Annotated in this window: 20 protein-coding genes and 1 riboswitch; of the genes, 8 read left to right on the forward strand and 12 right to left on the reverse strand. The window is 60.3% G+C overall.

Annotated features, from left to right (window positions below; translation table 11 throughout):
* Positions 1-131: 131 nt before the first annotated feature.
* The 6 genes from DWB67_RS04630 to DWB67_RS04655 form a co-directional block, all read right to left on the reverse strand.
* Positions 132-908, reverse strand: a complete 777-nt coding sequence (locus DWB67_RS04630; RefSeq protein WP_182911488.1) for a DUF1217 domain-containing protein — start codon at positions 906-908, stop codon at positions 132-134.
* A 4-nt stretch (positions 909-912) separates the two neighbouring features.
* Positions 913-1,317: a flagellar biosynthesis repressor FlbT gene (gene flbT / locus DWB67_RS04635; RefSeq protein ID WP_119806350.1), complete on the reverse strand. Its 405-nt coding sequence runs from the start codon at positions 1,315-1,317 to the stop codon at positions 913-915.
* A complete protein-coding gene (locus tag DWB67_RS04640) occupies positions 1,314-1,679 on the reverse strand; it encodes a flagellar biosynthesis regulator FlaF (RefSeq protein ID WP_119806351.1) in 366 nt (121 codons plus the stop codon). Before DWB67_RS04640 ends, flbT begins: the two co-directional genes overlap by 4 nt.
* Positions 1,680-1,747: 68 nt before the next feature.
* A complete protein-coding gene (locus DWB67_RS04645; RefSeq protein WP_119806352.1) occupies positions 1,748-2,596 on the reverse strand; it encodes a flagellin in 849 nt (282 codons plus the stop codon).
* Between the two features lie 168 nt (positions 2,597-2,764).
* A complete protein-coding gene (locus DWB67_RS04650) occupies positions 2,765-3,082 on the reverse strand; it encodes a hypothetical protein (protein WP_119806353.1) in 318 nt (105 codons plus the stop codon).
* A complete protein-coding gene (locus DWB67_RS04655) occupies positions 3,079-3,324 on the reverse strand; it encodes a rod-binding protein (RefSeq protein WP_119806354.1) in 246 nt (81 codons plus the stop codon). Before DWB67_RS04655 ends, DWB67_RS04650 begins: the two co-directional genes overlap by 4 nt.
* Positions 3,325-3,424: 100 nt before the next feature.
* Here DWB67_RS04655 and DWB67_RS04660 point away from each other — a divergent pair, with 100 nt between their 5' ends.
* From DWB67_RS04660 to DWB67_RS04680, 5 genes are all read left to right on the forward strand, one after another.
* Positions 3,425-4,963 (forward strand): flagellar hook-length control protein FliK, encoded by a 1,539-nt coding sequence (locus DWB67_RS04660; protein ID WP_119806355.1) that lies wholly within the window; start codon positions 3,425-3,427, stop codon positions 4,961-4,963.
* Between the two features lie 11 nt (positions 4,964-4,974).
* Complete coding sequence (locus DWB67_RS04665) at positions 4,975-5,637, forward strand: flagellar hook capping FlgD N-terminal domain-containing protein (RefSeq protein WP_119806356.1); 663 nt, start codon at positions 4,975-4,977, stop codon at positions 5,635-5,637.
* Positions 5,638-5,703: 66 nt separating this feature from the next.
* Complete coding sequence (rpe, locus tag DWB67_RS04670; protein ID WP_119806357.1) at positions 5,704-6,390, forward strand: ribulose-phosphate 3-epimerase; 687 nt, start codon at positions 5,704-5,706, stop codon at positions 6,388-6,390.
* Positions 6,391-6,445: 55 nt separating this feature from the next.
* Positions 6,446-7,225 (forward strand): SDR family oxidoreductase, encoded by a 780-nt coding sequence (locus DWB67_RS04675; protein WP_119806358.1) that lies wholly within the window; start codon positions 6,446-6,448, stop codon positions 7,223-7,225.
* Between the two features lie 72 nt (positions 7,226-7,297).
* Positions 7,298-8,377 carry an ABC transporter ATP-binding protein gene (locus tag DWB67_RS04680; RefSeq protein ID WP_119806359.1) on the forward strand — a complete coding sequence of 360 codons (1,080 nt, stop codon included), beginning with the start codon at positions 7,298-7,300 and terminating at the stop codon, positions 8,375-8,377.
* Here DWB67_RS04680 and DWB67_RS04685 read toward each other — a convergent pair.
* Positions 8,374-10,062 carry a glycosyl transferase family 90 gene (locus DWB67_RS04685; RefSeq protein WP_182911489.1) on the reverse strand — a complete coding sequence of 563 codons (1,689 nt, stop codon included), beginning with the start codon at positions 10,060-10,062 and terminating at the stop codon, positions 8,374-8,376. The genes DWB67_RS04680 and DWB67_RS04685 overlap by 4 nt on opposite strands.
* 117 nt (positions 10,063-10,179) lie before the next feature.
* Positions 10,180-10,269: riboswitch (glycine riboswitch) on the forward strand.
* Positions 10,270-10,415: 146 nt separating this feature from the next.
* Here DWB67_RS04685 and gcvT point away from each other — a divergent pair.
* From gcvT to gcvP, 3 genes are read left to right on the forward strand one after another with little or no spacing between them, the layout of a single operon-like run.
* The gene (gene gcvT, locus DWB67_RS04690) at positions 10,416-11,540 is read left to right on the forward strand and encodes a glycine cleavage system aminomethyltransferase GcvT (protein WP_119806533.1); all 1,125 of its coding nucleotides are present in this window, start codon (positions 10,416-10,418) and stop codon (positions 11,538-11,540) included.
* A 15-nt stretch (positions 11,541-11,555) separates the two neighbouring features.
* Entirely contained in the window at positions 11,556-11,912 is a 357-nt protein-coding gene (gcvH, locus tag DWB67_RS04695) for a glycine cleavage system protein GcvH (protein ID WP_182911504.1), read from the forward strand.
* 56 nt (positions 11,913-11,968) lie between these two features.
* A complete protein-coding gene (gene gcvP, locus DWB67_RS04700; RefSeq protein ID WP_119806362.1) occupies positions 11,969-14,809 on the forward strand; it encodes an aminomethyl-transferring glycine dehydrogenase in 2,841 nt (946 codons plus the stop codon).
* 54 nt (positions 14,810-14,863) lie between these two features.
* Here the strand turns inward: gcvP and DWB67_RS04705 are convergent, their stop codons facing one another.
* The 5 genes from DWB67_RS04705 to DWB67_RS04725 all read right to left on the reverse strand — a co-directional run bounded on the left by DWB67_RS04705 (position 14,864) and on the right by DWB67_RS04725 (position 21,540).
* Positions 14,864-16,462: a calcium-binding protein gene (locus DWB67_RS04705; protein ID WP_119806363.1), complete on the reverse strand. Its 1,599-nt coding sequence runs from the start codon at positions 16,460-16,462 to the stop codon at positions 14,864-14,866.
* Positions 16,463-16,577: 115 nt separating this feature from the next.
* Positions 16,578-17,495, reverse strand: coding sequence for an N-acetyl-gamma-glutamyl-phosphate reductase (gene argC / locus DWB67_RS04710; protein ID WP_119806364.1), 918 nt, complete (start codon positions 17,493-17,495; stop codon positions 16,578-16,580).
* Between the two features lie 90 nt (positions 17,496-17,585).
* Complete coding sequence (locus DWB67_RS04715) at positions 17,586-18,641, reverse strand: DNA topoisomerase IB (RefSeq protein ID WP_119806534.1); 1,056 nt, start codon at positions 18,639-18,641, stop codon at positions 17,586-17,588.
* A gap of 142 nt (positions 18,642-18,783) precedes the next feature.
* Positions 18,784-19,995, reverse strand: a complete 1,212-nt coding sequence (locus DWB67_RS04720) for an ABC transporter ATP-binding protein (protein ID WP_119806365.1) — start codon at positions 19,993-19,995, stop codon at positions 18,784-18,786.
* Between the two features lie 18 nt (positions 19,996-20,013).
* Entirely contained in the window at positions 20,014-21,540 is a 1,527-nt protein-coding gene (locus DWB67_RS04725; protein WP_119806535.1) for an alpha-amylase family glycosyl hydrolase, read from the reverse strand.
* Positions 21,541-21,545: the final 5 nt, after the last annotated feature.

Raw genomic sequence — 21,545 nt, forward strand, 5'->3', positions numbered from 1 at the left:
ATAGACATGCAACGCTTCGACGCAAGGTGCGTCAAGCGGGCCAAGGGCCGAATTCTGGCCAGATGACATCTTTGGCGCAAAGCCACAGGGCGTCAAGCGGTCGGTGACAGCTGCAAAGTTAACGTGGCGTGCTAAACCCCGGTCAGCAAGGTCAGTGCCGCACTATAGCGGTTTTGGGCAACAGATTCGGTCAATTGCGACCGCGCCATGAAGTTGATGACTAGCTTATCGGTGGTATCCGCCGCTGTGATATCCTTGAAGCTGGAGCTGCCGAGGATACGGGTCGAGGCTTTCATGAATTCTTCCAATTGCCGGTCAATCGACAGGTTGCTATAGCTGTCACCAAACCCGAACGCCCCTTCGAAGACCGCGCGCAGGGGTTCGTTACCGATGATTTCATACCAGAGGGTTTTGTCGGATGAACTGCGCTTTTGCATCGCCTCCAATTCGCGGCGGGCGTTCAGGGCAAGGCGCATGTTTTCATCGCTTTCACCAACCCGGCGTTCGAATTCACGCTGGATATAGGCCTGCGAGACTGTTTCGCCCAGATCCGCGGCAGGGGTTTCATTGCCGAAACCAAAGGCCTGTGCCAGCTTCAGGTACCGCTTATCCGCCAGCCTGTTCACCAAAGAACTTGAATCGCTGGTATCAGATTCCAGCACCTTCTGAATGAACGCCTTATTGGCAATATCCCCCTCTAGCCCGAAGGCCGATAGGGCTGTGTTCAGCAACCGGTAATCTTTGACCAGCTCTTCAGCCTTCGCCGTCTTGGCGATATTGTCTTTGAAATAGGCGGTGGATCGCACAACCACCGGATCCTTGGCCACCGCTTCGATCTGGCGGGCTTCGGTGCGCTGCAGGACCTTCCAGCCTGCAACACCGCTGATGCCGATATTGATCGTGCCCATCCGGTCACTGCCTTGCTGCGGCGAACAGGCGCGCTTCGCGCGGCAACAATTCACGCAGCTTGCGCATGGCCTGATAGGGGTTTGCGTCAATCGCCGCCTGGGTCGCATCGGCAAGCAAAAGACGGCTGTCACGATCCTCGAACACCTGGCTTAGCTGTTCGATGGCGAACAGCAGTTGCTTACGACCCTCGACCGGATCCGCATCGCCGGACAGAATCAACTGGGCGACATAGCAGGCGCGCGATACCGGCGTCGCCGCGTTGTCGGGATGGATGGCATCGCGCAAACGCAATACATTGACATTAGGGGTCTTGATCGCGATCTTGGAGCGCTTTTCCCCGTTTTCGATAACTGCACCGTTGATCAGAACACGCTCGTTCGGGGCCAGCTTCAGGACAAGGCCGCTCATACTGCGCCCTCACCGCGCAGTCCGCGCATAATGGTCATATTGATATCGATCAGCGGATCTGTGGCGATACCGCCTGCCAGAACCGCTTTGCCATGGCGAACCGCAAAACCGGCCAAAGACAGCAGCCCGGCTTTTGTCACATCCGGCAATCCGTTCCCCGGATCCGCCAGATCAATGGCAAGCAGGCTCCATAATTCGCTGTTTTTCTGAACGGCCATAATGGTGTCACGGTTGTCCGCCATTCGCCCAGCCTGACGCAACATCCGCGTCACCCGAGAGAAGATGTCGTATTCCGTATCACGGGCCGTGCGCAGGCCGCTTGTCGTGTACCCATGCCGGGTCAATGGCGTTACCGCGTTCAAGGTCGTGTTTCCCGTTCTGGAAGTAAATGGGGATCAGGGGGCGCCGGAAGACGCCCCCTGCAGTGTTATCAGCGGAACAACGACATGACGGCCGATGGCGACTGGTTCGCGATCGACAGCGCCTGGATGCCCAGCTGCTGTTGCGTCTGCAGCGCCTGCAGGCGTGCGGATGCTTCTTCCATGTCGGTATCGACCAGCGAACCGACACCCTGCGTCAGCGAATCTGCCAGTTTTCCGACAAAATCGGATTGGTCGCTGACACGCTTGCCGTCAGAACCCAACTGCGCTGCACCATTGACCGAAGCATTGATCATGGTCTCGATTGCAGTGACCATTGCCTCGGCAGAGGCGGTGTCCGTGATGCCGGTATAAGCGGACGAAACACCCGTGCTCAGATCAAGGCCCAGGCTACCTTCAAGATCAACAGAGGCGATATCGATCCGGTTCGCCGTCGTTTCGGCAGTTCCGTTGACACGGTCAAGCGAACCGACAACGCTCATGGTTTCACCGGATTTCAACAGGTTCACACCATTCATCTGCGTTCCCGAGATGACTGCCGCGATCTGCTTGAACTTGGCGTCGATATCCGTATCGATTTTGGCGAAATCGGCGGTGCTGACGGTACCACCGATGGCCAGATCCTTGATTTCCTGCAGCAGATTGGTGACCTGTTCTGCCCCCGTCCGCGAAGTTGCGATGGTTGCATCGGCAACATTCAGGTTCGACTGGATTGCCTTGAACGCCGACTGGTCGGTTTCCATCACCTTCGAGATGGCCCAGACAGCCGAATTGTCCTTGGCGTTGGCGACGGTTTTACCGGTCGCGATATCACTTTGGGTTTTACCCAGTTGCGAGTTGATCGACTTCAGGGTCTGAAGTGCAACGATCGAGCTGTTATTGGTCAGAATGCTGGACATATTGTCCTCCGTCAAAAGGTGCTTTGCACCGGGGTTTGCATTTGCGGCCTTCTGACCTGGCGGGCCTTTGCCCTGCGCCGTTCTTGGCATGACACCGTTTTAACTGCCGGTGATTTACAACTAGTGAATAAGCCCCCCTCCTCCAAACAAACCTTTCAAAGCATTTTATCAAAATCTTTGCGGTAAATTGGACCGCGTGGCCGTGACCAGTTTCTGCCCGAAGGAATCATATGTTTGCAGGCTGCGCGCGGCATGGATGATCGCCCGCACCTGATCGGCCGCCTGCTGGGCCCCCGACAGGGACGCCTGCGCCAGATCACGCAGATCCGCCAACGCCGGTTCCAACAGGCTGCGGGTCGGTGCGTCGATGCCATGCCGTGCGGCAAGGCGCGTCAGGTCATCGATACGGACCAGCGCGGATTGCGCATCACCCGACAGCAATGCCATGCGGATCTGGCTGATCTGGCGGGACAGGACACGGCTCATGATAATGTCCCGCCCGTTTGCCGACCCAATCCAAGGTCAAGCCGGCCAGCAAGACTGGCTGCATATTCACGGTTCAGAAAACTATTGAACTGGTCTTCTCCGGCGCCGCCGGAAAATTCCCCCTCCAGCGCCGAGGGGCCGCAGTATTTCAGCATTTCTTCCAGAAACGCCTGTTCCAGTTTTGATTCGACAACCGCGCGCGGTGTATCGGCTTGCGTCGATATAATGGGTTCGATTTTCATGCAGATCCCCGTGGATAATGGTCACATCCAATTAGAGGGGCAGCAGTAAATAATTGGTAAGGAGTTACCGGTAAAACGGAAAAAATCGCGGGGGTTTAGAATGTCCGATATTCTTGGAATGATAAGCCGGAGCCTGTTTCCGGATATATCAGGCGAACAGACAACTGTTTCACAAACAGGCGATTCCGATTTCGAGGAGACGCATCTGGACCTGCTTCTGCCGATCCCTGTGGAGGCTGCGGTTCTGACATTGCCGCAAGCCATTCGCGTGGAGGCTGTGGCGCAACAACAAACCCCGCGAGTCGCTGACACATCGGTGGACCCTCTCTCCAAGTGGCTCGAGGCTAATCTGGGTATCACTGCGCAGTTTACGCCGACCGACACCGAGGCAACTGCCCGGCTGGAAGCTTTGATAGATCAGGTGTCTTTGCAACGCCCTGTCACGAAGGATCAGCAGCAGGATCTGGCCCCCATAGATCCATTGCCGGCCATGCCGACACTTACAGACCAGACAGTCTCTTCGGTACCTGACCCCGACACCCGCAAGATGCAGGATACCATTTCACAGGATCTGAATGTCGCCGAAACCGCGTTACCAGATGACGTCGTGGACCAACCCGAAGTATCGGTTATCAATACCTTTGTGCCGCCTATTATGGGCAAAGCCGCTGACGCCACTTCAAAGCCGTTAGTTACCCGCCCTGCTATAAAAGCAGAAAAAACACCCGATAAGCAGTTCGTACCGGCGGCATCCTTAGGTTATAAATCGCAGCCACAGCTTTCGGGGCAAGACGACATCGTTGGACAGATATTGCCGCCGAATGCACCGATGGCTTTGAGGGCGAACGAACCTGAACCAACAACAGTTGATGGAACACCCCAAGTGAACCTTCTATCCGGATTGCAAGGCGAGGACGTCACCGCCATCGCAGGTCAGCCCGGAAACATGTCACTGCAGCAAGCCGCTTCACCCACCCCCACACCTACAACCGCAATCGTTGCCAGCACGCCAGAGGATGCCACAGCAGTCCCCCTTCCCCAAGCAGGGGTGCCGAACCCGCCGATGTCCGCTGACCAAACTACTGCGGGATCGTTTGCAACGACCCTGATCACTGATCCCGAACTGACCCCTTTGCCGACGGCCATCGCATCCGAACCGCTTGCCAGACCCGACCTGCCCCTTAATCTGAACACCACCCCTGAGCGCGCCATTCCTGTTCAGACCCCACAGGTTTCGACACCCCATAACGACCCACGCCCTGTGATGCAGCAGGTCACCTCGGCCATGGTCACAACGCGTGAGGATACGACCGAAATTGCCCTGTCCCCCGAAGAACTGGGCCGTATCCGGCTGGTCATGTCAGGGCCGGATCGCAGTCATATCACCATCTGGGCCGAACGCCCCGAAACGCTGGATCTGGTGCGTCGCAATGCCGATATGCTGACCCAGCACCTGCAAGAGGCCGGCATCGACGCGCAGGATCTGGACTTCCGGCAAGACAGCGGCGGCACATGGAAAAACGATATGCCCGACAGCACGGGCCATGGTGATGCCGACATTACAGGCCCCGCCACCACCACACAAATCCAGCTTGCCCCGACGCCGGTCAGCGACCGCCGCGTCGATATCCGCCTTTAGGAGAACGCCCCATGGTCGATGCCATTTCCGCAGCCACCACCACACAGACCACCGCCGCCACGGCCAGCAGCTTTTCCACCGCCACAGGCGCTGATTTCCAGACATTTCTGACGATGCTGACCGCCCAGCTGAAAAATCAGGACCCGCTGAACCCGATGGAGGGGACAGATTTTGCCATCCAGCTGGCGACATTCGCGGGCGTCGAACAACAGACCCTCAGCAACAAATACCTTGAACAGATGTCGGGTCAGGGCGGAACTGGCGGTTTGGGCAGCATGGCGGCATGGATCGGCAAAGAGGCCCGCACAACCGCCCCCGTCTTTTTCGGGGATGATCCACTGACGCTGGACATCGCCTCGCACAATCTGGCCGACAGTGTGCAACTGATCACCATGAACAGCCGCGGTCAGGAAATCATGCGCGAGGAGATCGGCCCCGGATTGGGTCAGATCGACTGGTACGGCAGATCGGCGGACGGCAGCAAACTGGCCGACGGGACCTATTCCTTTGCCGTCGAAAGCGCCCGCAACGGCGAGGTGATCGAACAGACGCAGGTCGGCGTCTATGCCCGCATTACCGAAGCGCAATTCGGCACCGATGGGGCGCGGGTGATCTTTCAGGGCGGCGCATCGGCCCCTGCCGATGATATTACCGCCCTGCGCGATCCTGCGTGACGGTTGACGCAACCCTGTCTTCGCCCGTAACCCGAAGGGCAACGGCAGCCGCAGAAAGGACCCGTCATGACCTTTGACCGCAACATCAAGATTGCCCCCTCGATTCTATCCGCTGATTTCGCCAATTTCGGTGCCGAAATCCGCGCGATCGAGGATCAGGGTGCCGATTGGGTGCATGTCGATGTCATGGACGGGCATTTCGTGCCGAACCTGACCTTTGGCCCCCCTGCCGTCAAAGCCTTCCGCCCGCATGTCAAAACCTTTATGGACGTGCATCTGATGATTTCGCCCGTCGATGCCTATATCGATGCTTATGCAGACGCCGGTGCCGATATGATCACCGCCCATGTCGAAGCAGGCCCCCATCCCCACCGCACCTTGCAAGCAATCCGCGCCACGGGCAAAAAGGCAGGCATTGCCCTGAACCCCAGCACGCCGGTCGAGGCGGTGGAATATCTGCTGGATATGGCGGACATGGTGCTGGTGATGACCGTGAACCCCGGTTTCGGCGGGCAAAAGTTCATCCACAGCCAGATCGATAAAATCGCCCGCCTGCGCGGCATGATCGGCGATCGTCCGATCCATATTCAGGTTGATGGCGGCGTTGATCCGGTGACCGCACCTTTGGTTGCCAAGGCCGGTGCCGATGTGCTGGTTGCAGGATCAGCGGTGTTTAAGGGCGGATCGGTCGATCAAGCTGCGGTTTATGGCGACAACATGCGCGCGATCAGGGCCGCCATCGAAGCCGTTTGACAATCCCCCCGCCCGCGCGTTTCCTGCCCGACAACAAGGGAAGCAGGAGGGTATGATGGATTTGGGCATCAAGGGAAAGCGGGCGCTGGTCTGTGCTGCGTCCAAGGGTTTGGGACGCGGCTGCGCCGAGGCGCTGGCCGCAGCAGGCGTCGATCTGGTCATCAACAGCCGGACCGAAGCCGACATCACCCAGACCGCGCATGAAATCGCGGCGAAATACGGCGTCAGCGTGACGCCCGTCGCCGCGGATATCACCACGCCCGAAGGCCGCGCCAAGGTGCTGGCCGTCGTCGCGCAGGCCGATATCCTTGTCACCAATGCCGGTGGCCCACCCCCCGGCAACTGGCAGGACTGGAGCCGCGATGATTTCATCAAGGCCATCGATTCCAACATGCTGTCCGCCGTCGCGCTGATGCAGGCGCTGGTGCCGGCCATGATGGATCGCGGCTGGGGACGTGTGGTCAACATCACTTCGCAATCGGTGAAATCGCCGATTCCGGCGCTTGGCCTGTCCAATACCGCACGCACCGGCCTGACCGGCTTTGTCGCGGGCATGTCGCGACAGGTCGCAGGCAGCGGGGTCTGCGTGAATAACCTGCTGCCCGGCATCCATGACACCGACCGCGCCACCGGCCTTGATGGCGGCGTCGCCAAGGCCAAAGGCATCACCCAAGCCGAGGCCCGCACCCAACGCGAGGCGACGATTCCCACCGGCGCCTATGGCACATCGGATGATTTCGGCGCGACCTGCGCGTTTTTGTGCAGCCAGCAGGCCCGCTTTATCGTCGGGCAGAATATTCTGCTGGATGGCGGTGCTGTGAACGCCACGATCTAGGCGCTGCAGTTGCGGGTCGGGGCTGCCGCTGCTAGGCAATCCCGACCCGTTCCATGTGCCAAGGCCAAGACAGTGACGACGCCCCCAAGACTGGAAGTCCTGAATCTGACCCGCGCCTTCGATGGTGCCCCCGTTGTCGATAACGTCAGCTTTCAGGTGCAGGCGGGACAGGTTGCCTGTCTGCTGGGCCCTTCGGGGTGTGGCAAATCAACGACCCTGCGGATGATCGCGGGTGTCGATATGCAAGACAGCGGACAGATTTTCGTCGATGGCAAGCTGATCTGCGACACGGACTTCCGCGTCCCCCCCGAACGCCGCGCCATCGGCCTGATGTTTCAGGATTTCGCGCTGTTTCCGCATCTGGCGGTTCGCGACAATGTCGCCTTCGGTCTGGCGGGCGGCTTTAAAGCCAACCGCGACCGCGTGACCGAGCTGTTGGACCGCGTCCATATGTCGGCCCATATCGACAGCTTTCCGCATGAACTGTCGGGGGGCGAACAACAGCGCGTCGCTTTGGCCCGCGCCCTTGCCCCCCGCCCGCGGGTTCTGCTGATGGACGAGCCTTTTTCGGGTCTGGACGAACGTCTGCGCGACGGGATCCGCGATGAAACACTGGCCCTGCTGAAGGAGGAGGGCACCGCCGTTCTACTGGTCACCCATGAACCGCATGAAGCGATGCGGATGGCCGACCAGATCTTGCTGATGCGCAAGGGGAATATCGTCCAGCAGGGCGCGCCCTATAACCTGTATAACGCGCCGGTGGACCGCCTTGCCGCCGGTTTTTTCAGTGACATCAATGTTCTGGATGGCACGGTGCAGGGTGCGCTGACCGACACCCCTTTCGGTCAGTTCCTGACCCCCGGCATGCCCGAGGGCGCGCAGGTCGATATCGTCATCCGCCCCCAGCATCTGAAACTGGACTTCGATCGCGCAGGCCAAGGCCCTGCCCCCACCGTCGAAAACGGCACTGCGGCACGGGCCAAGGTGACACGTGCGCGCTATCTGGGGCGCGAATCGCTGGTCGAATTCGCCACGGATCAGGGCAATATCACCCTGAACGCCACGGTTCCGGGTGTCTTCCTGCCCCCCGCAGGAACGCCAATGTGGCTGATGCTGCGGCGTGATCGGGTCTTTGTCTTTCCGCGCGTCTAATCCTGCCCCGTCGCCGTGCGATAGGCGGCCAGCACTTGCGCCAGATGCTGGCGGCGTCCTTGCGGGTCGGCCAGTCCGGCGCAGATACGCCGCGCCCGCGCTGATATCTGGCGACATTCGTCAGGGTTGGCGCGTGCCCAATCCAGCCGTTCGTCCAGATCGGCCCCGCCCAAGGCCAGCGGAATGTAATGCCGCCACGGCTTGAACACCCCCGAGGCAAAGCTCTCGCTGCCCTCCTCCTCTTTCAGGACCACGGCGTGACTGTCTGCAAGCGGCAGGAAATCGGCATCTCCGTCACTGCGGGCCAAAGATATTGCATAGCGGCCAAGGGGCATATCGCTGTGCCAATCGGTGGAAAGCCCTGCCCGTGCAATGGCGCGACGGGTGCGGTCATCACCCGTAAAGCCGATATCCGTTCCCGCCTTGCCCGCATGCTGCCGGACAAACTGCCAGCTGTTGCTGTGCCGGATCACAGCGGCGGCTTGCAGGGCCTTGGCTGAATCATGGGGGCGGGCCAGCAGGGTGGCGATTGCATCCTCGGCCTTTGTGTCATCGCCCGAAGCATGGCCTGAAATTCCGCCCCGCCACACGGCCAGATCAGGTCGTTCGTCAAAGGCAGGGTCATGACCTTTCGGCGCGCCGGGAAAGCCGTCATTGCCGATGCGGTGCAGCCAAGGCGCGGGCCACAGAAAGACATCCTGCGCCCCGTGATGACGCAAACCGGCAATGACAGGGGATTGCGTTGTCACGGCGGCAGGCTGCATATCCAGCCAATAGACCCCCTCATGCGCGACCTGCGCCATATCATTCAGGGTGGTGGCGGTCCGCAGAAGGCCGAATCGCTGCGCCTCCAGATAGAATTTGCCATCGGGGCCGCGTTCGAACGGCATCGGCCTGCCTTCGGCATCGCGCACCTGCCCCGCCGCCAGATCGACGCGCAGCGCCTGCGTCGTCGGCGGTCTCCTCAGGCCCTGACCCGACAATCGCGCGGGGGCTGCAAATGCCGCCAGTCGCCGGACCAGTCTGGCGCGGCGTTCGGGGCGGATACCATTGCCTGCGGCAGGTGCATCCAGCATCTGTTGCAGCCGCGCCGGATAGGCCTTGCGCGCCTTGCGCACCCCTGCACCGGGGATCTTGGGGCAGATCGGTAGATCGAACCATGGTGCCAAGGCATCGCGGTAATCATCCGGGGCCGCAGTATCGATATCAATCTCCAGAAAGCGGGACCGTCCTGCGAAATGCGCACGGCAACCGGCGATATGCGCGTGCCATTCGCGGGTCCAGATATCGGCCAGATCCGCCAGCGGCACCCCCAGATTGGCAGCATAGCTGCGGGCATAGCTGCCCCCCCAATGCATATAGCGGCTAGCCACCCAGTCATCGACATTGCGGGTGTTCAGCAGGAACACCGCATCCGGAAAGCTGGCATCCAGAAAAGCATACTCCTTGAATGCCTCGATAATAGGCATATTCAGGAAACGGACAGATTCCATATCGGTGAAGGCAACGGTATTTTCCGCCCATGGCTGCAAGGGCGCGCGACCGGCAAGACGGGAATAGGCAATGTCATCGGCCAATGCCCCTTCGGCCCAGTGAACCGCAGGAATTCCGTTCAAATCGAACAGCTTGGCGATAAAGGTCGTGCCGCATTTGTTAAAGCCGATCTGGAAAAACTTGGGCGGCATCATGGACCTTGGGCTGCATTGTCTGGCCGGACGATGGGTCAGCCCCGCCCTTGTGTCAACCGGACGACGCCCCGCGACAAAGGACTTGCTTTGCGCCAAAGCTGACAGTAGCAGGACATCAGGAATTCGGGAGAAACCGGTGGAAACCCGGGGCCGAAGGAGCAGCCGCCCCGGCGAACTCTCAGGCAAAAGGACCGTCTTCCCCAAAAACTCTGGAGAGTGGCCGAAAGGCCCGCCGAAGGGATAACGATCTCAGGCGCCCATTGCGGGCAGGGACAGAGGGGGCATCGAAGCGCGGGCATTTTGCCCGTTCAACCGATGCCGACCTTTCGGCAGAAACCGCAGGAGGCCATATGGCCGACACGACCCGCCGGACCGGTCTTTACGACCTTCATGTCGAACTTGGTGCCAAGATGGTTCCCTTTGCGGGATGGGACATGCCCGTCCAGTTTCCGATGGGCGTCATGAACGAACATCTGCATACCCGTGAAAAGGCAGGTCTGTTCGACGTCAGCCATATGGGACAGGTGATCATCCGCCCGCTGGACGGCGATATCCAGACCGCAGCACTGGCGCTGGAAACCCTGATCCCCGCCAATGTGCTGGACCTGCCGGAAGGGCGGCAACGCTATGGCCTGTTCACCAATGAACGGGGCGGCATTCTGGACGATCTGATGTTTGCCAATCGCGGCGACCACTTCCTGTTGGTTGTCAATGCCGCCTGCGTCGATCAGGACATCGCCCATCTGCAAACGCTGGCCGGTGTCAGCGTCGAGCCCGTGACCGATCGCGGCCTGATCGCGCTGCAGGGCCCCAAAGCGCATGTCGTTCTGGCACGGCTGATCGCAGGCACCGCCGACATGCGGTTCATGGACAGCCTTGGCTTTGACTGGCAGAGCCATGACCTGTGGATTTCGCGTTCCGGCTATACCGGCGAAGACGGATTTGAAATCTCGGTTCCCGACACCGCACTGGACCGCTTTGCCCGCGCCCTACTGGACCAGCCCGAGGTCGCCCCCATCGGTCTTGGTGCCCGCGACAGCCTGCGGCTGGAGGCCGGGATGCCGCTTTACGGTCATGACATGGACCCCGACGTCTCCCCCGCCCAAGCCGCCCTTGGCTGGTCCATCCCCAAAGCCCGCCGCACGGACGGCGCGCGGGCGGGCGGTTTTGCCGGTGCCGATACGGTGCTGACCGAACTGGCCGCCGGTGCCACCACCACGCGCCGCGGGCTGCGTCCCGAAGGCCGCGCACCCATCCGTGAAGGGGTCACATTGTTTGGCGGACAAACCGGCGATACGCCCCTTGGCACCGTCCGGTCGGGGGGCTTTGGCCCATCCGTCGGCGGCCCCGTCGCCATGGCCATCATCGACGCCAGCCTTCCCGAAGGCACGACGATCTGGGCCGAGTTGCGCGGCAAGCGCATTCCGGTCACCATCACTGCACTGCCCTTTGTCACGCCCTCTTACAAACGCTGAGGAACCGCAGAAATGCTGAAATATACCGAAGACCACGAATGGCTGCGCGCCGAAGGCGATGAAATTGTCGTCGGCATCACCAAACACGCCAGCGAACAGCTGGGCGATGTGGTGTTTGTCGAACTGCCCGAAGAAGGTGCCGAAGTCGCCGCCGGTGACGAAATTGTGGTGATCGAATCGGTCAAGGCCGCATCCGACATCACCGCCCCCGTTGCAGGCACCATCACGGCTGTGAACACCGCATTGGCCGACACCCCCGGTGATGTGAATGCCGACCCGATGACGGCATGGTTCTTCCGCATCAAGCCCACCGATGCGGGCGTGATGGACGGCTTTATGGACGAAGCAGCCTATAAGGCGCTGGTCGACTGATCCTTTGGGCGGGGGCGTCCGGCCCCCGCACCCCCCTTATCTGGAGCGTGACGCAGATGACCCGCTGGACCCCAAGCAATTACAACCCCGACGATTTCGCCAACCGGCGTCACATCGGCCCTTCGCCCGTCGAAATGACCGAGATGCTGAAGGCCGTCGGTGCCGACAGCCTTGATGCGCTGATCGACCAGACTGTCCCCAAGGCCATCCGTCAGAACGACGTTCTGGACTGGCCCGCCCTGTCCGAGGCCGGCCTGCTGGCCCGCATGAAAGAAGTCGGCGCAAAGAACCGCGTGATGACCAGCCTGATCGGCCAAGGCTATTACGGCACCGTCACGCCCCCCGCGATCCAGCGCAACATCCTTGAGAATCCGGCGTGGTATACCGCCTATACCCCGTATCAGCCCGAAATCGCCCAAGGTCGGCTTGAGGCTTTGCTGAACTTCCAGACCATGGTGGCCGATCTGACCGGCCTGCCGGTGGCGAACGCGTCCCTGCTGGACGAAGCCACCGCCGCCGCCGAAGCGATGGCCATGACCCGCCGTCAGTCGAAATCCAAGGCGCAAGGCTTCTTTGTTGACCGCAACCTGCATCCGCAGTCGATTTCCGTCATCGAAACCCGCGCGGCTCCTTTGGGCATTCAGGTCATTCAGGGCGCGCCCGAAGACATGGACCCCACCGCCGTCTTTGGCGCGATCTTCCAGTATCCGGGCACCTATGGCCATGTCCGCGACCTGAGTGCCGATATTGATGCCCTGCACGGCACCGGCGCATTGGCGATTGTGGCGACCGACCTGTTGGCGCTTTGCGTGCTGAAGGAACCGGGCGCGATGGGTGCCGACATCGCCGTGGGTTCCGCGCAGCGTTTCGGCGTGCCCATGGGCTATGGCGGTCCCCACGCGGCCTTCATGTCCTGCCGCGATGCGCTGAAGCGCGCCATGCCGGGCCGCATTGTCGGCGTCAGCATCGATGCATCCGGCAATCAGGCATACCGCCTGTCGCTGCAGACCCGCGAACAGCATATCCGCCGCGAAAAGGCCACCAGCAACGTCTGCACCGCGCAGGCCCTGCTGGCCGTGATGGCATCCTTCTATGCGGTCTTCCACGGGCCGGTCGGTCTGCGCGCCATCGCACAGCGCGTCCACCTGCATGCCGTGACCATCGCCAATGCCCTGCGTGACGCCGGTGCCGATGTCGCCCCCGATGCTTTCTTTGACACCGTCACGGTGCGCGTCGGCGTTGGCCAGCAAGGCATCATGGCCGCCGCACGCCATCGCGGCATCAACCTGCGCAAGGTTGGCCGTGACCGCGTCGGCATCAGCGTCGATGAGACGACGGACGCATCCGTCATCACCAAACTGCTGGACGCCTTCGGCATCACTGATCCGGCGACGCCCGCCGCCGCGCCTGCCATCCCCGATGATCTACTGCGCGACAGCGATTATCTGACCCATCCGGTGTTTCACATGAATCGCGCCGAATCCGAGATGATGCGCTATATGCGCCGCCTCTCGGACCGCGATCTGGCGCTGGATCGGGCGATGATCCCGCTTGGCAGCTGCACCATGAAGCTGAACGCCGCCGCCGAGATGATGCCAATCACTTGGCCCGAATTCGGCACGCTGCATCCCTTTGCCCCGACCGATCAGGCCGCCGGATACCACGAGGCGATCACCGATCTGGTTGAAAAACTGTGCCGCATCACCGGCTATGACGCGTTTTCCATGCAGCCCAACAGCGGCGCGCAGGGAGAATATGCGGGGCTGCTGACCATTCAGGCCTATCACCGTTCGCGCGGCGACGATCAGCGCGACATCTGCCTGATCCCCGTTAGCGCCCATGGCACCAACCCCGCCACCGCGCAGATGTGTGGCATGCAGGTCGTGGTGGTGAAATCGGCCCCCAACGGCGATATCGACGTCGAGGATTTCGCCGATAAGGCCGCCAAGGCGGGTGACCGTCTGGCCGCTGTGATGATCACCTATCCCAGCACCCATGGTGTGTTCGAAGATACCGTCCGTCAGGTCTGCGACATCACCCATGAACATGGTGGTCAGGTCTATATCGACGGGGCGAATATGAACGCGCTGGTCGGTCTGGTGAAACCGGGCGAGATCGGCGGCGATGTCAGCCACCTGAACCTGCACAAGACCTTTGCCATCCCACATGGCGGCGGTGGCCCCGGCATGGGTCCCATCGGCGTGCGCGCGCATCTGGCCCCCTTCCTGCCCGGCGATCCGCAGGACGACGACAGCGGTGCGGTTAGTGCGGCACCTTATGGTAGCGCCTCGATTCTGCTAATCAGCTGGGCCTATTGTCTGATGATGGGCGGTGAGGGTCTGACGCAGGCGACCCGTGTGGCGATCCTGAACGCCAATTATATCGCGGCGCGTCTGTCGGGTGCCTATCCGATCCTGTTCATGGGCAACCGTGGGCGCGTGGCGCATGAATGCATCATCGACACCCGCCCCTTTGCTGAACATGGCGTCACGGTCGATGACATTGCCAAGCGTCTGGTCGATAACGGCTTTCACGCCCCCACGATGAGCTGGCCCGTATCGGGCACCCTGATGGTCGAGCCTACGGAATCGGAAACCAAGGCGGAGATCGACCGCTTTGTCACCGCCCTGCTGGCGATCCGCGCGGAAATCACCGATGTCGCCGAAGGTCGCATCAGTGCCGAAGACAGCCCCCTGCGTCACGCCCCCCATACGGTCGAGGATCTGGTCCGTGACTGGGACCGCCCCTACAGCCGCGAACAGGGCTGCTTCCCGCCGGGTGCGTTCCGCGTGGATAAATACTGGCCGCCCGTCGGTCGCGTCGACAATGCCCATGGCGACCGCAACCTGATCTGCACCTGCCCCCCGCTTGAGGCATATGCCGAGGCGGCCGAATAACCACCCGTGAAAAAGCCGACCGGATATATCGTCCGGTCGGCTTCCCCTTGTGCCTTACAGATAGAAGTCGCTGGCACCCAAGTCATGCATGCCCGCCAGACGGATAATTCCGTCCATCTGGCCATCGCCATCCACATCCATCAGCACACGGGTTTCGCCCTGCCCATCGCGGGCATTGGCAAACTGGCGGATAATGATCTGCCCCGCCTCGGCGGTCTGGAACTGGCCACCTTCGGTGAAAACAAAGGCGTCATTGCCATTGCTGTTATGATCGGCATCAATTCCGCGCAGGTTGATCAGATCCGTTCCCGAACGGAAATCGATAATCTGGTCGGCGGATTGGTAATTGCGACCTGTATGATCCAGATTGGCAAAAACAAAAACGTCCGCCCCTGCCCCGCCCTGAAGCACGTCCTTACCGGTCCCGCCGATCAAGGTGTCATTGCCGAACCCGCCGTTCAGCTGGTCCTGACCTGCCTTGCCTTCAAGCCGGTCATCCCCCTGACGACCGAAGATCACATCATGGCCAGCCCCTCCGTCGATCAGGTTGGCGACATTATTGCCCGACAGGCGGTCATCGCCGCCCCCTGAACGGATGTTTTCTATGTTGCGGATGGTATCCATGCCCTGAAGCGTATTCTGGGCGCGCGACAGGCCCAGATCGATCCGGACATCGGTGCTGTCGGTGACAACAAGCCGGTCCTCACCACTGCCACCGTTGATCAGATCATTCCCGCGATCCAGATACAGGCTGTCATTGCCAACACCGCCCAGCAAGGTGTCAGCACCATTTCCGCCGAACAGGGTGTCATTGCCAAGGTTCCCCTCGATCCGGTCATTGCCGTTTCCACCGTCCAGCAGATCCGACTGACCGCGCCCGAAAATGCGGTCATGACCGTTGTTTCCAAAGATGCTGTTGACCGCGCTATTGCCGGTCAGGGTATCACTGCCCGCAGCACCTGTCATATTCTCGATCCCGATGATCTGGTCCATGCCAAGGCGCGTGTTCTGCACCCCCGAATCCGACAGATCGATCTGCACGGCCTTGTTGCCTTCCACACGCAACCAGTCGCGTCCGGCACCACCGTTCAGGACATCATCGCCAACATCCAGAACCAGTACATCATTTCCCGCATTGCCATAAAGGCGGTCGGCGCCGCGTCCGCCTTCCAGCGTGTCATTGCCCATATAACCGTTCAGGGTATCGTTGCCGTTCATCCCAATGGCATGGTCATTGCCACTGCTTAGCTGGAACAGATCGTTGCCACGGAAAATACGTTCGAACACCTGCCGGTCATCAGACTGACCATATGTTTCGGTTGCCATGATAAAACTGCGCAGGGGCACATCAATGCTGGACAGCTTCCATTTCTGGACGTCCCCGTATGCCCCCTGAGTGGCAACATCGATCATCTGCAGATTGCCATCAACCGTCACGCCATCCGATGTCAGGTGGAAATCCGACCCGCCCAGAATGACAGTCGAGCTATAAAAACCGTCATATATTTCGATCAGAAAGACGTCTTCGATCTGCGTTCCCTGATAATCGAAGGCGATATCATCAAGGTATGACACATCATAAAAATACCGGCTTATAACACTCAGATCGACCAGAGTTTGGTCGAACGCTGAATCTACAACGAATTTTGCCACAATACACTCCTACGCGGCGTGGACGCCCTGAAATGATTTCGGGGCATCCTGCACTTGTTAAACGTGGAAACGTTAATGGCGTAATTTTCGCGCTGTCAAAGGGTAATCGACGCCCTTACAGGCCCGCGTTTTCCGGCAGTCCCAGCATGATGTTCAGGTTCTGGACCGCAGCGCCCGATGCGCCTTTGCCCAGATTGTCCAGAACGGCAATCACATTGGCACAGCCCGCATCTTCGTCACCATGAACGCTGATCTGCATGACGTTCGAACCGTTCATGGCTGTCGGATCAAGGCGCGCGCCGATCCGGTCAGCGGGCACGACCTGTACGAAATCCTGACCGGCGTAATGATCGGCCAGCGCCTGATGCAGGCCCGCGATGCTGCGCTTTTCATCCAGATGCAACGGCAGCTGCACCGCCATCCCTTGTGCGAAATTCCCGACCGAGGGCGAGAAGATAGGCTGCACCAGCAGCCCGCCATGCGTCATGATTTCGGGCACATGCTTGTGTTTTTGCGTCAGGCCATAAACGAAATGTGCGGGCGCGGTGCCGCCGTCGTATTCCGCAATCAGCGCCTTGCCGCCTCCGGTATAGCCACTGACAGCATTGATGGTCAGCGCCTCGTTTTCGTCGATTAGACCGGCCGCGACCAAAGGCGCGATCATCGCGATCGAGCCGGTCGAATAGCATCCAGGATTGCTGATATAGCGTGCGCCCGCGATCCGTTCGCGCATTCCGGCGACCAGTTCGGGATAGCCGAACACCCAATCGGGATTGACCCGATGCGCCGTCGAGGCGTCGATCAACCGCACATCCATATCACGGGTCAGTTGCACGGCCTCGATCGCGGCATCATCGGGCAGGCACAGGATGGCCACATCGGCGGCCTGAAATGCCTCGGCCCTTGCGGCGGCATCCTTGCGGCGCGCGGGGTCGATCTGGATCAGTCGGATGTCATCGCGCCCCAGCAGACGGTCGCGGATTTGAAGACCGGTGGTTCCGGCTTCGCCATCGATAAAGACGCTGTGGGACATGGGACAACCTTCGCTTGCAGTGATGGCGCATGTCTAGCGGATCACAGGCGGTGTCACAACGCCTGCAATCACGGCTGCGTACAGAAGGCCTTAGTGCTGCAAGCGTCGCTTCAAAAAACGCAGCACCTGCTTTTCTTCGGGACGCAAGGTGGCATTGTCCAGCTTTTCGTCAATGCGGTCGCGCAGCTCCAGCCTCAGCTCATCTGCCAGATAGGCGTCGATCACCTGCGGATGGACATAGCATTTGCGACAGATGGTCGGCGTATTGCCCAGCTGTGCGGCAACGGTTTCAATGGCATCACGCACATTGCGTCTGGCGGCCGCTTCGCTGTCGGCTTTGGTATATTCGGACAGCGCCAAGGCAGCCAGCACGGTTCCCGCCCATGTCCGGAAATCCTTGGCGGTGATCTGCTGTCCGGAAACATCGCGCAGATAGGCGTTCACCTCGGACGAGGTGACCTGATGCCGGTTGCCGTCGTCATCCAGATATTGGAACAGATGCTGGCCGGGGATGTCCTGCACTGCCCGCAAGATCCGCGCAACACGCTGGTCGCGCAGCCCCAGATCCCATTCCTTTCCGCTTTTCCCACGGAATTTGAAACGGACATTGCTGCCTTCCAGACTGACGTGCCGTTCACGCAGCGTGGTCAGCCCGTGGGATTTATTGTCCCGCGCATAGGTCGCATTGCCGACACGGATCATCGTGTGTTCCAGCAGATAGACGATGGTCCCCAGTACCTTTTCGGCAGGCATTCCGCGTCGCGACATATCCTCATCCACCTGCGCGCGGATGCGGGGCAATGCTTTGGCAAAATCCAGCACGCGGTTGTATTTTGCACTGTCGCGAACCGCGCGGAAATCAGGGTGATAGCGGTATTGTTTGCGCCCTTTGGCATCGCGGCCGGTGGCCTGGATATGACCAAGCGGATCGGGGCAGATCCAGACATCGTCATAGGCGGGCGGGATCGCCAGTGCGTTCAGACGCTTGCGTTCGGCCTTATCGCGGATCGTCCGGCCCTTTTCGTCGCGGTAAGAGAACCCCTTGCCGGCCCGCACCCGCGTGATGCCCTGCATGTCGTCATTCACATAGATCAGGCCCGCATTCTCGGCGGCATCCTCGGGGTCGATGATATTGTCTTTGGGCATATCGTGGGGTGCAATCTGCAAAAGGAACAGGATGTCTGCCCGTTCAACGCTGCAAGATGCAGCACAGTTGCCGATCCAAAGCCTTGGGTCGTGTCATGCTTCCCCGCGCAACATCGGGGAAGCATATGTCATGTCGAGGTTCCTAGCGCGCCGGACCTTCCGGCTTGATCAGGCCGTCTTCGATAACATCGTGATCATTGCCGGCAGGTGTACTGCCCATGCTGCCCGATGGCGCTTTGCGCGGTTCATAGGGCGGCAGGTCGTTGCCATCACGATACAGCAGCGACTGCCCCTTGTGGAACAGGTGCAAAGCATGCGGGGCGGCGGCCAGCCGCACTGTTTTTCCCTTTAGCCCCTGATGGATGCCCGGCAGTTTGGCAATAACCGGCACGGTTTCGGCATTGGTGCCGAAATACAGCAAGGTCACCTCACCCAAAGCCTCGGTCAGATCGACGGTGCCTTCGAACAGGGCGTTGTCGCCCGCCTCGCGCATGTCTTCGGGGCGGACGCCGACATTGACCGGCATGTCCTGATCGCCCTCGCGGGTCGGAATGGCGACTTGCGCCTGCAATCCCCCTTCAAGCGCGACGGTGGTGATCGGGCCGATGGTTTTCACACGGCCCGGCAACAGGTTCATCGCCGGACTACCGATGAACTGGGCCACAAATTCATTGACCGGACGTTCATACAGTTCCAGTGGCGCACCAACCTGCGCGATACCGCCACCGGCCAGCACGACGATCCGGTCGGCAAGGGTCATCGCCTCGGTCTGGTCATGGGTGACATAGACCATGGTGCGGTCGGGCATGGATGCTTTTAGCTGGGCAATCTCGATCCGGGTAGCGACGCGCAGGGCGGCATCAAGGTTCGACAGCGGTTCGTCGAACAGATAGACTTGCGGGTCGCGCACGATCGCACGGCCAATCGCCACACGCTGGCGTTGCCCGCCCGACAACGCCTTGGGCAGACGGTCCAGATAGGGCGTCAGCTGCAGCATCTTGCCCGCGCGGTCGGTTGCCTCCTTGATCTGATCCTTGGACTGGCCCGCGATCTTCAGCGCGAAGGCCATGTTGTCGCGGACCGTCATATGTGGATAAAGCGCATAGGACTGGAACACCATTGCGATGCCGCGCTGGCTGGGGGGGATGTCATTCATCACCTGCCCCCCGATCTGCAGTTCACCACCGGTGATCTGTTCCAGCCCCGCAATCATCCGCAGCAAGGTCGATTTCCCGCAGCCCGAAGGGCCGACAAAAACGATGAACTCGCCCGACGTAATGTCGAGATTGATGTCCCTTAGCACATTCACATCGCCATAGGACTTGGCGAGCTTTGTCAGTTTAAGATCGGCCATTGCGGTTCTCTCTCCCTCTTATCCCTCGATGATCTGGACCTGCCACGGGGCCAGACCCGCGACGTCGTCTTCCGACAGGTTGGCCCGGATCAGCAGGGTCTGCATGTCGTCGGCACGGCGGAAGGACAGCACCGGACCTTCGGATTTGATTTCGGTCATGGTGCCGCGGCGCAGGGCGCTGTGTTTGTTGCGAAGCCCGATGGCCCAGCGGTAATGGTGCAGCATGGATTGCGCGTCGGCTTCCTGCCCGACGACCGTGCGTTGCAGATGCTGATGCGGGACGGGCAACCACGGCTGGCTGGTCGAAAAGCCGCCGTTCACGCCCATATCCCAGACCATCGGTGTCCGGCATCCGTCGCGGCCCTTGAATTCGGGCCAGAATTCGATGCCGTAAGGGTCGCGTAATTCATGGAACTTCAGCTCTGCCTCGGGCAGGCCAAGTTCTTCGCCCTGATACAGGCAGACCGAACCCCGCAGGCACATCAGCACCGTGGCATAAGCCTTGGCCGCCTGATCGGACAGGTTCCAGCGGCTGATATGGCGCACAACGTCATGGTTCGACATTGCCCAGCAGGGCCAGGCATTCGGCGCGGTCTCCAACAGCCCTTCAAACACCTCGACCACGCGACTGGCGGGCAGATCGTCGCCCGACAGGAAGTCGAAGACATAGGACATCTGCACGCGCCCCGGCACGCCGGTATATTCCTCTAGCAGTTCCAGCGCGCGTTCGCTGTCGCCGATTTCACCGACCACGGATGCACCATAAGGCACAATCGCCTGATTCAGCCGTTCCAGAAACGCCAGATTTTCGGGCTGTGATTTGCTGAAGCGGTGGCTTTGGTGGTTATAGGGGTTCACGGCGGGCGCGGTATCGGCGCGGCGCAATTCCTTGGCCAGGGGCGGGTTGTCGCGCAGCTGGGCATCGTGGAAATAGAAGTTGATCGTGTCCAGACGGAAACCGTCCACACCCTTTTCCAGCCAGAATTTGACCATATCCAGCAGCGCGTCCTGCACTTCCATGCTGTGGAAGTTCAGGTCTGGCTGCGAATTCAGAAAGTTGTGCAGGTAATATTGTTCGCGCCGCGCATCCCATTGCCACGCGCTGCCGCCAAAGATCGACAGCCAGTTGTTGGGGGGCGTGCCGTCGGGTTTGGGATCGGCCCAGACATACCAGTCGGCCTTGGGGTTGTCGCGGCTGGCGCGGCTTTCCTTGAACCACGGGTGCTGGTCCGAGGTATGCGACATGACCAGATCGATCATCACCTTCAGGCCCAGTTCATGTGCCCGTTCGATCAGCCAGTCGAAATCATCCATCTTGCCGAAAATCGGGTCGATGCCGCGATAATCGCTGACGTCATACCCGAAATCGCGCATCGGAGAGGTGAAGAACGGTGAAATCCACACCGCATCCACCCCCAGTGACGCAACATAGGGCAGCCTTTGGGCGATACCGGTCAAATCGCCGATACCGTCGCCGGTCGTATCCTGAAAGCTGCGCGGGTAGATCTGATAGATGATCCCGCCCTTCCACCAATCCGTCGTCATATCTG

This window comes from Paracoccus sp. JM45 (genome assembly GCF_003590715.1).
GTDB lineage: Bacteria > Pseudomonadota > Alphaproteobacteria > Rhodobacterales > Rhodobacteraceae > Paracoccus.

Coding starts and splice junctions, on each gene's coding strand:
- DWB67_RS04675 (WP_119806358.1), top strand. CDS start 6,446: ATGGATTTGGGCATCAAGGGAAAGCGGGCGCTGGTCTGTGCTGCGTCC.
- DWB67_RS04660 (WP_119806355.1), top strand. CDS start 3,425: ATGTCCGATATTCTTGGAATGATAAGCCGGAGCCTGTTTCCGGATATA.
- DWB67_RS04630 (WP_182911488.1), bottom strand. CDS start 908: ATGGGCACGATCAATATCGGCATCAGCGGTGTTGCAGGCTGGAAGGTC.
- DWB67_RS04685 (WP_182911489.1), bottom strand. CDS start 10,062: ATGCCGCCCAAGTTTTTCCAGATCGGCTTTAACAAATGCGGCACGACC.
- DWB67_RS04715 (WP_119806534.1), bottom strand. CDS start 18,641: ATGCCCAAAGACAATATCATCGACCCCGAGGATGCCGCCGAGAATGCG.
- rpe (WP_119806357.1), top strand. CDS start 5,704: ATGACCTTTGACCGCAACATCAAGATTGCCCCCTCGATTCTATCCGCT.
- flbT (WP_119806350.1), bottom strand. CDS start 1,317: ATGAGCGGCCTTGTCCTGAAGCTGGCCCCGAACGAGCGTGTTCTGATC.
- DWB67_RS04655 (WP_119806354.1), bottom strand. CDS start 3,324: ATGAAAATCGAACCCATTATATCGACGCAAGCCGATACACCGCGCGCG.
- DWB67_RS04645 (WP_119806352.1), bottom strand. CDS start 2,596: ATGTCCAGCATTCTGACCAATAACAGCTCGATCGTTGCACTTCAGACC.
- DWB67_RS04665 (WP_119806356.1), top strand. CDS start 4,975: ATGGTCGATGCCATTTCCGCAGCCACCACCACACAGACCACCGCCGCC.
- gcvP (WP_119806362.1), top strand. CDS start 11,969: ATGACCCGCTGGACCCCAAGCAATTACAACCCCGACGATTTCGCCAAC.
- DWB67_RS04650 (WP_119806353.1), bottom strand. CDS start 3,082: ATGAGCCGTGTCCTGTCCCGCCAGATCAGCCAGATCCGCATGGCATTG.
- gcvT (WP_119806533.1), top strand. CDS start 10,416: ATGGCCGACACGACCCGCCGGACCGGTCTTTACGACCTTCATGTCGAA.
- DWB67_RS04720 (WP_119806365.1), bottom strand. CDS start 19,995: ATGGCCGATCTTAAACTGACAAAGCTCGCCAAGTCCTATGGCGATGTG.
- argC (WP_119806364.1), bottom strand. CDS start 17,495: ATGTCCCACAGCGTCTTTATCGATGGCGAAGCCGGAACCACCGGTCTT.
- DWB67_RS04725 (WP_119806535.1), bottom strand. CDS start 21,540: ATGACGACGGATTGGTGGAAGGGCGGGATCATCTATCAGATCTACCCG.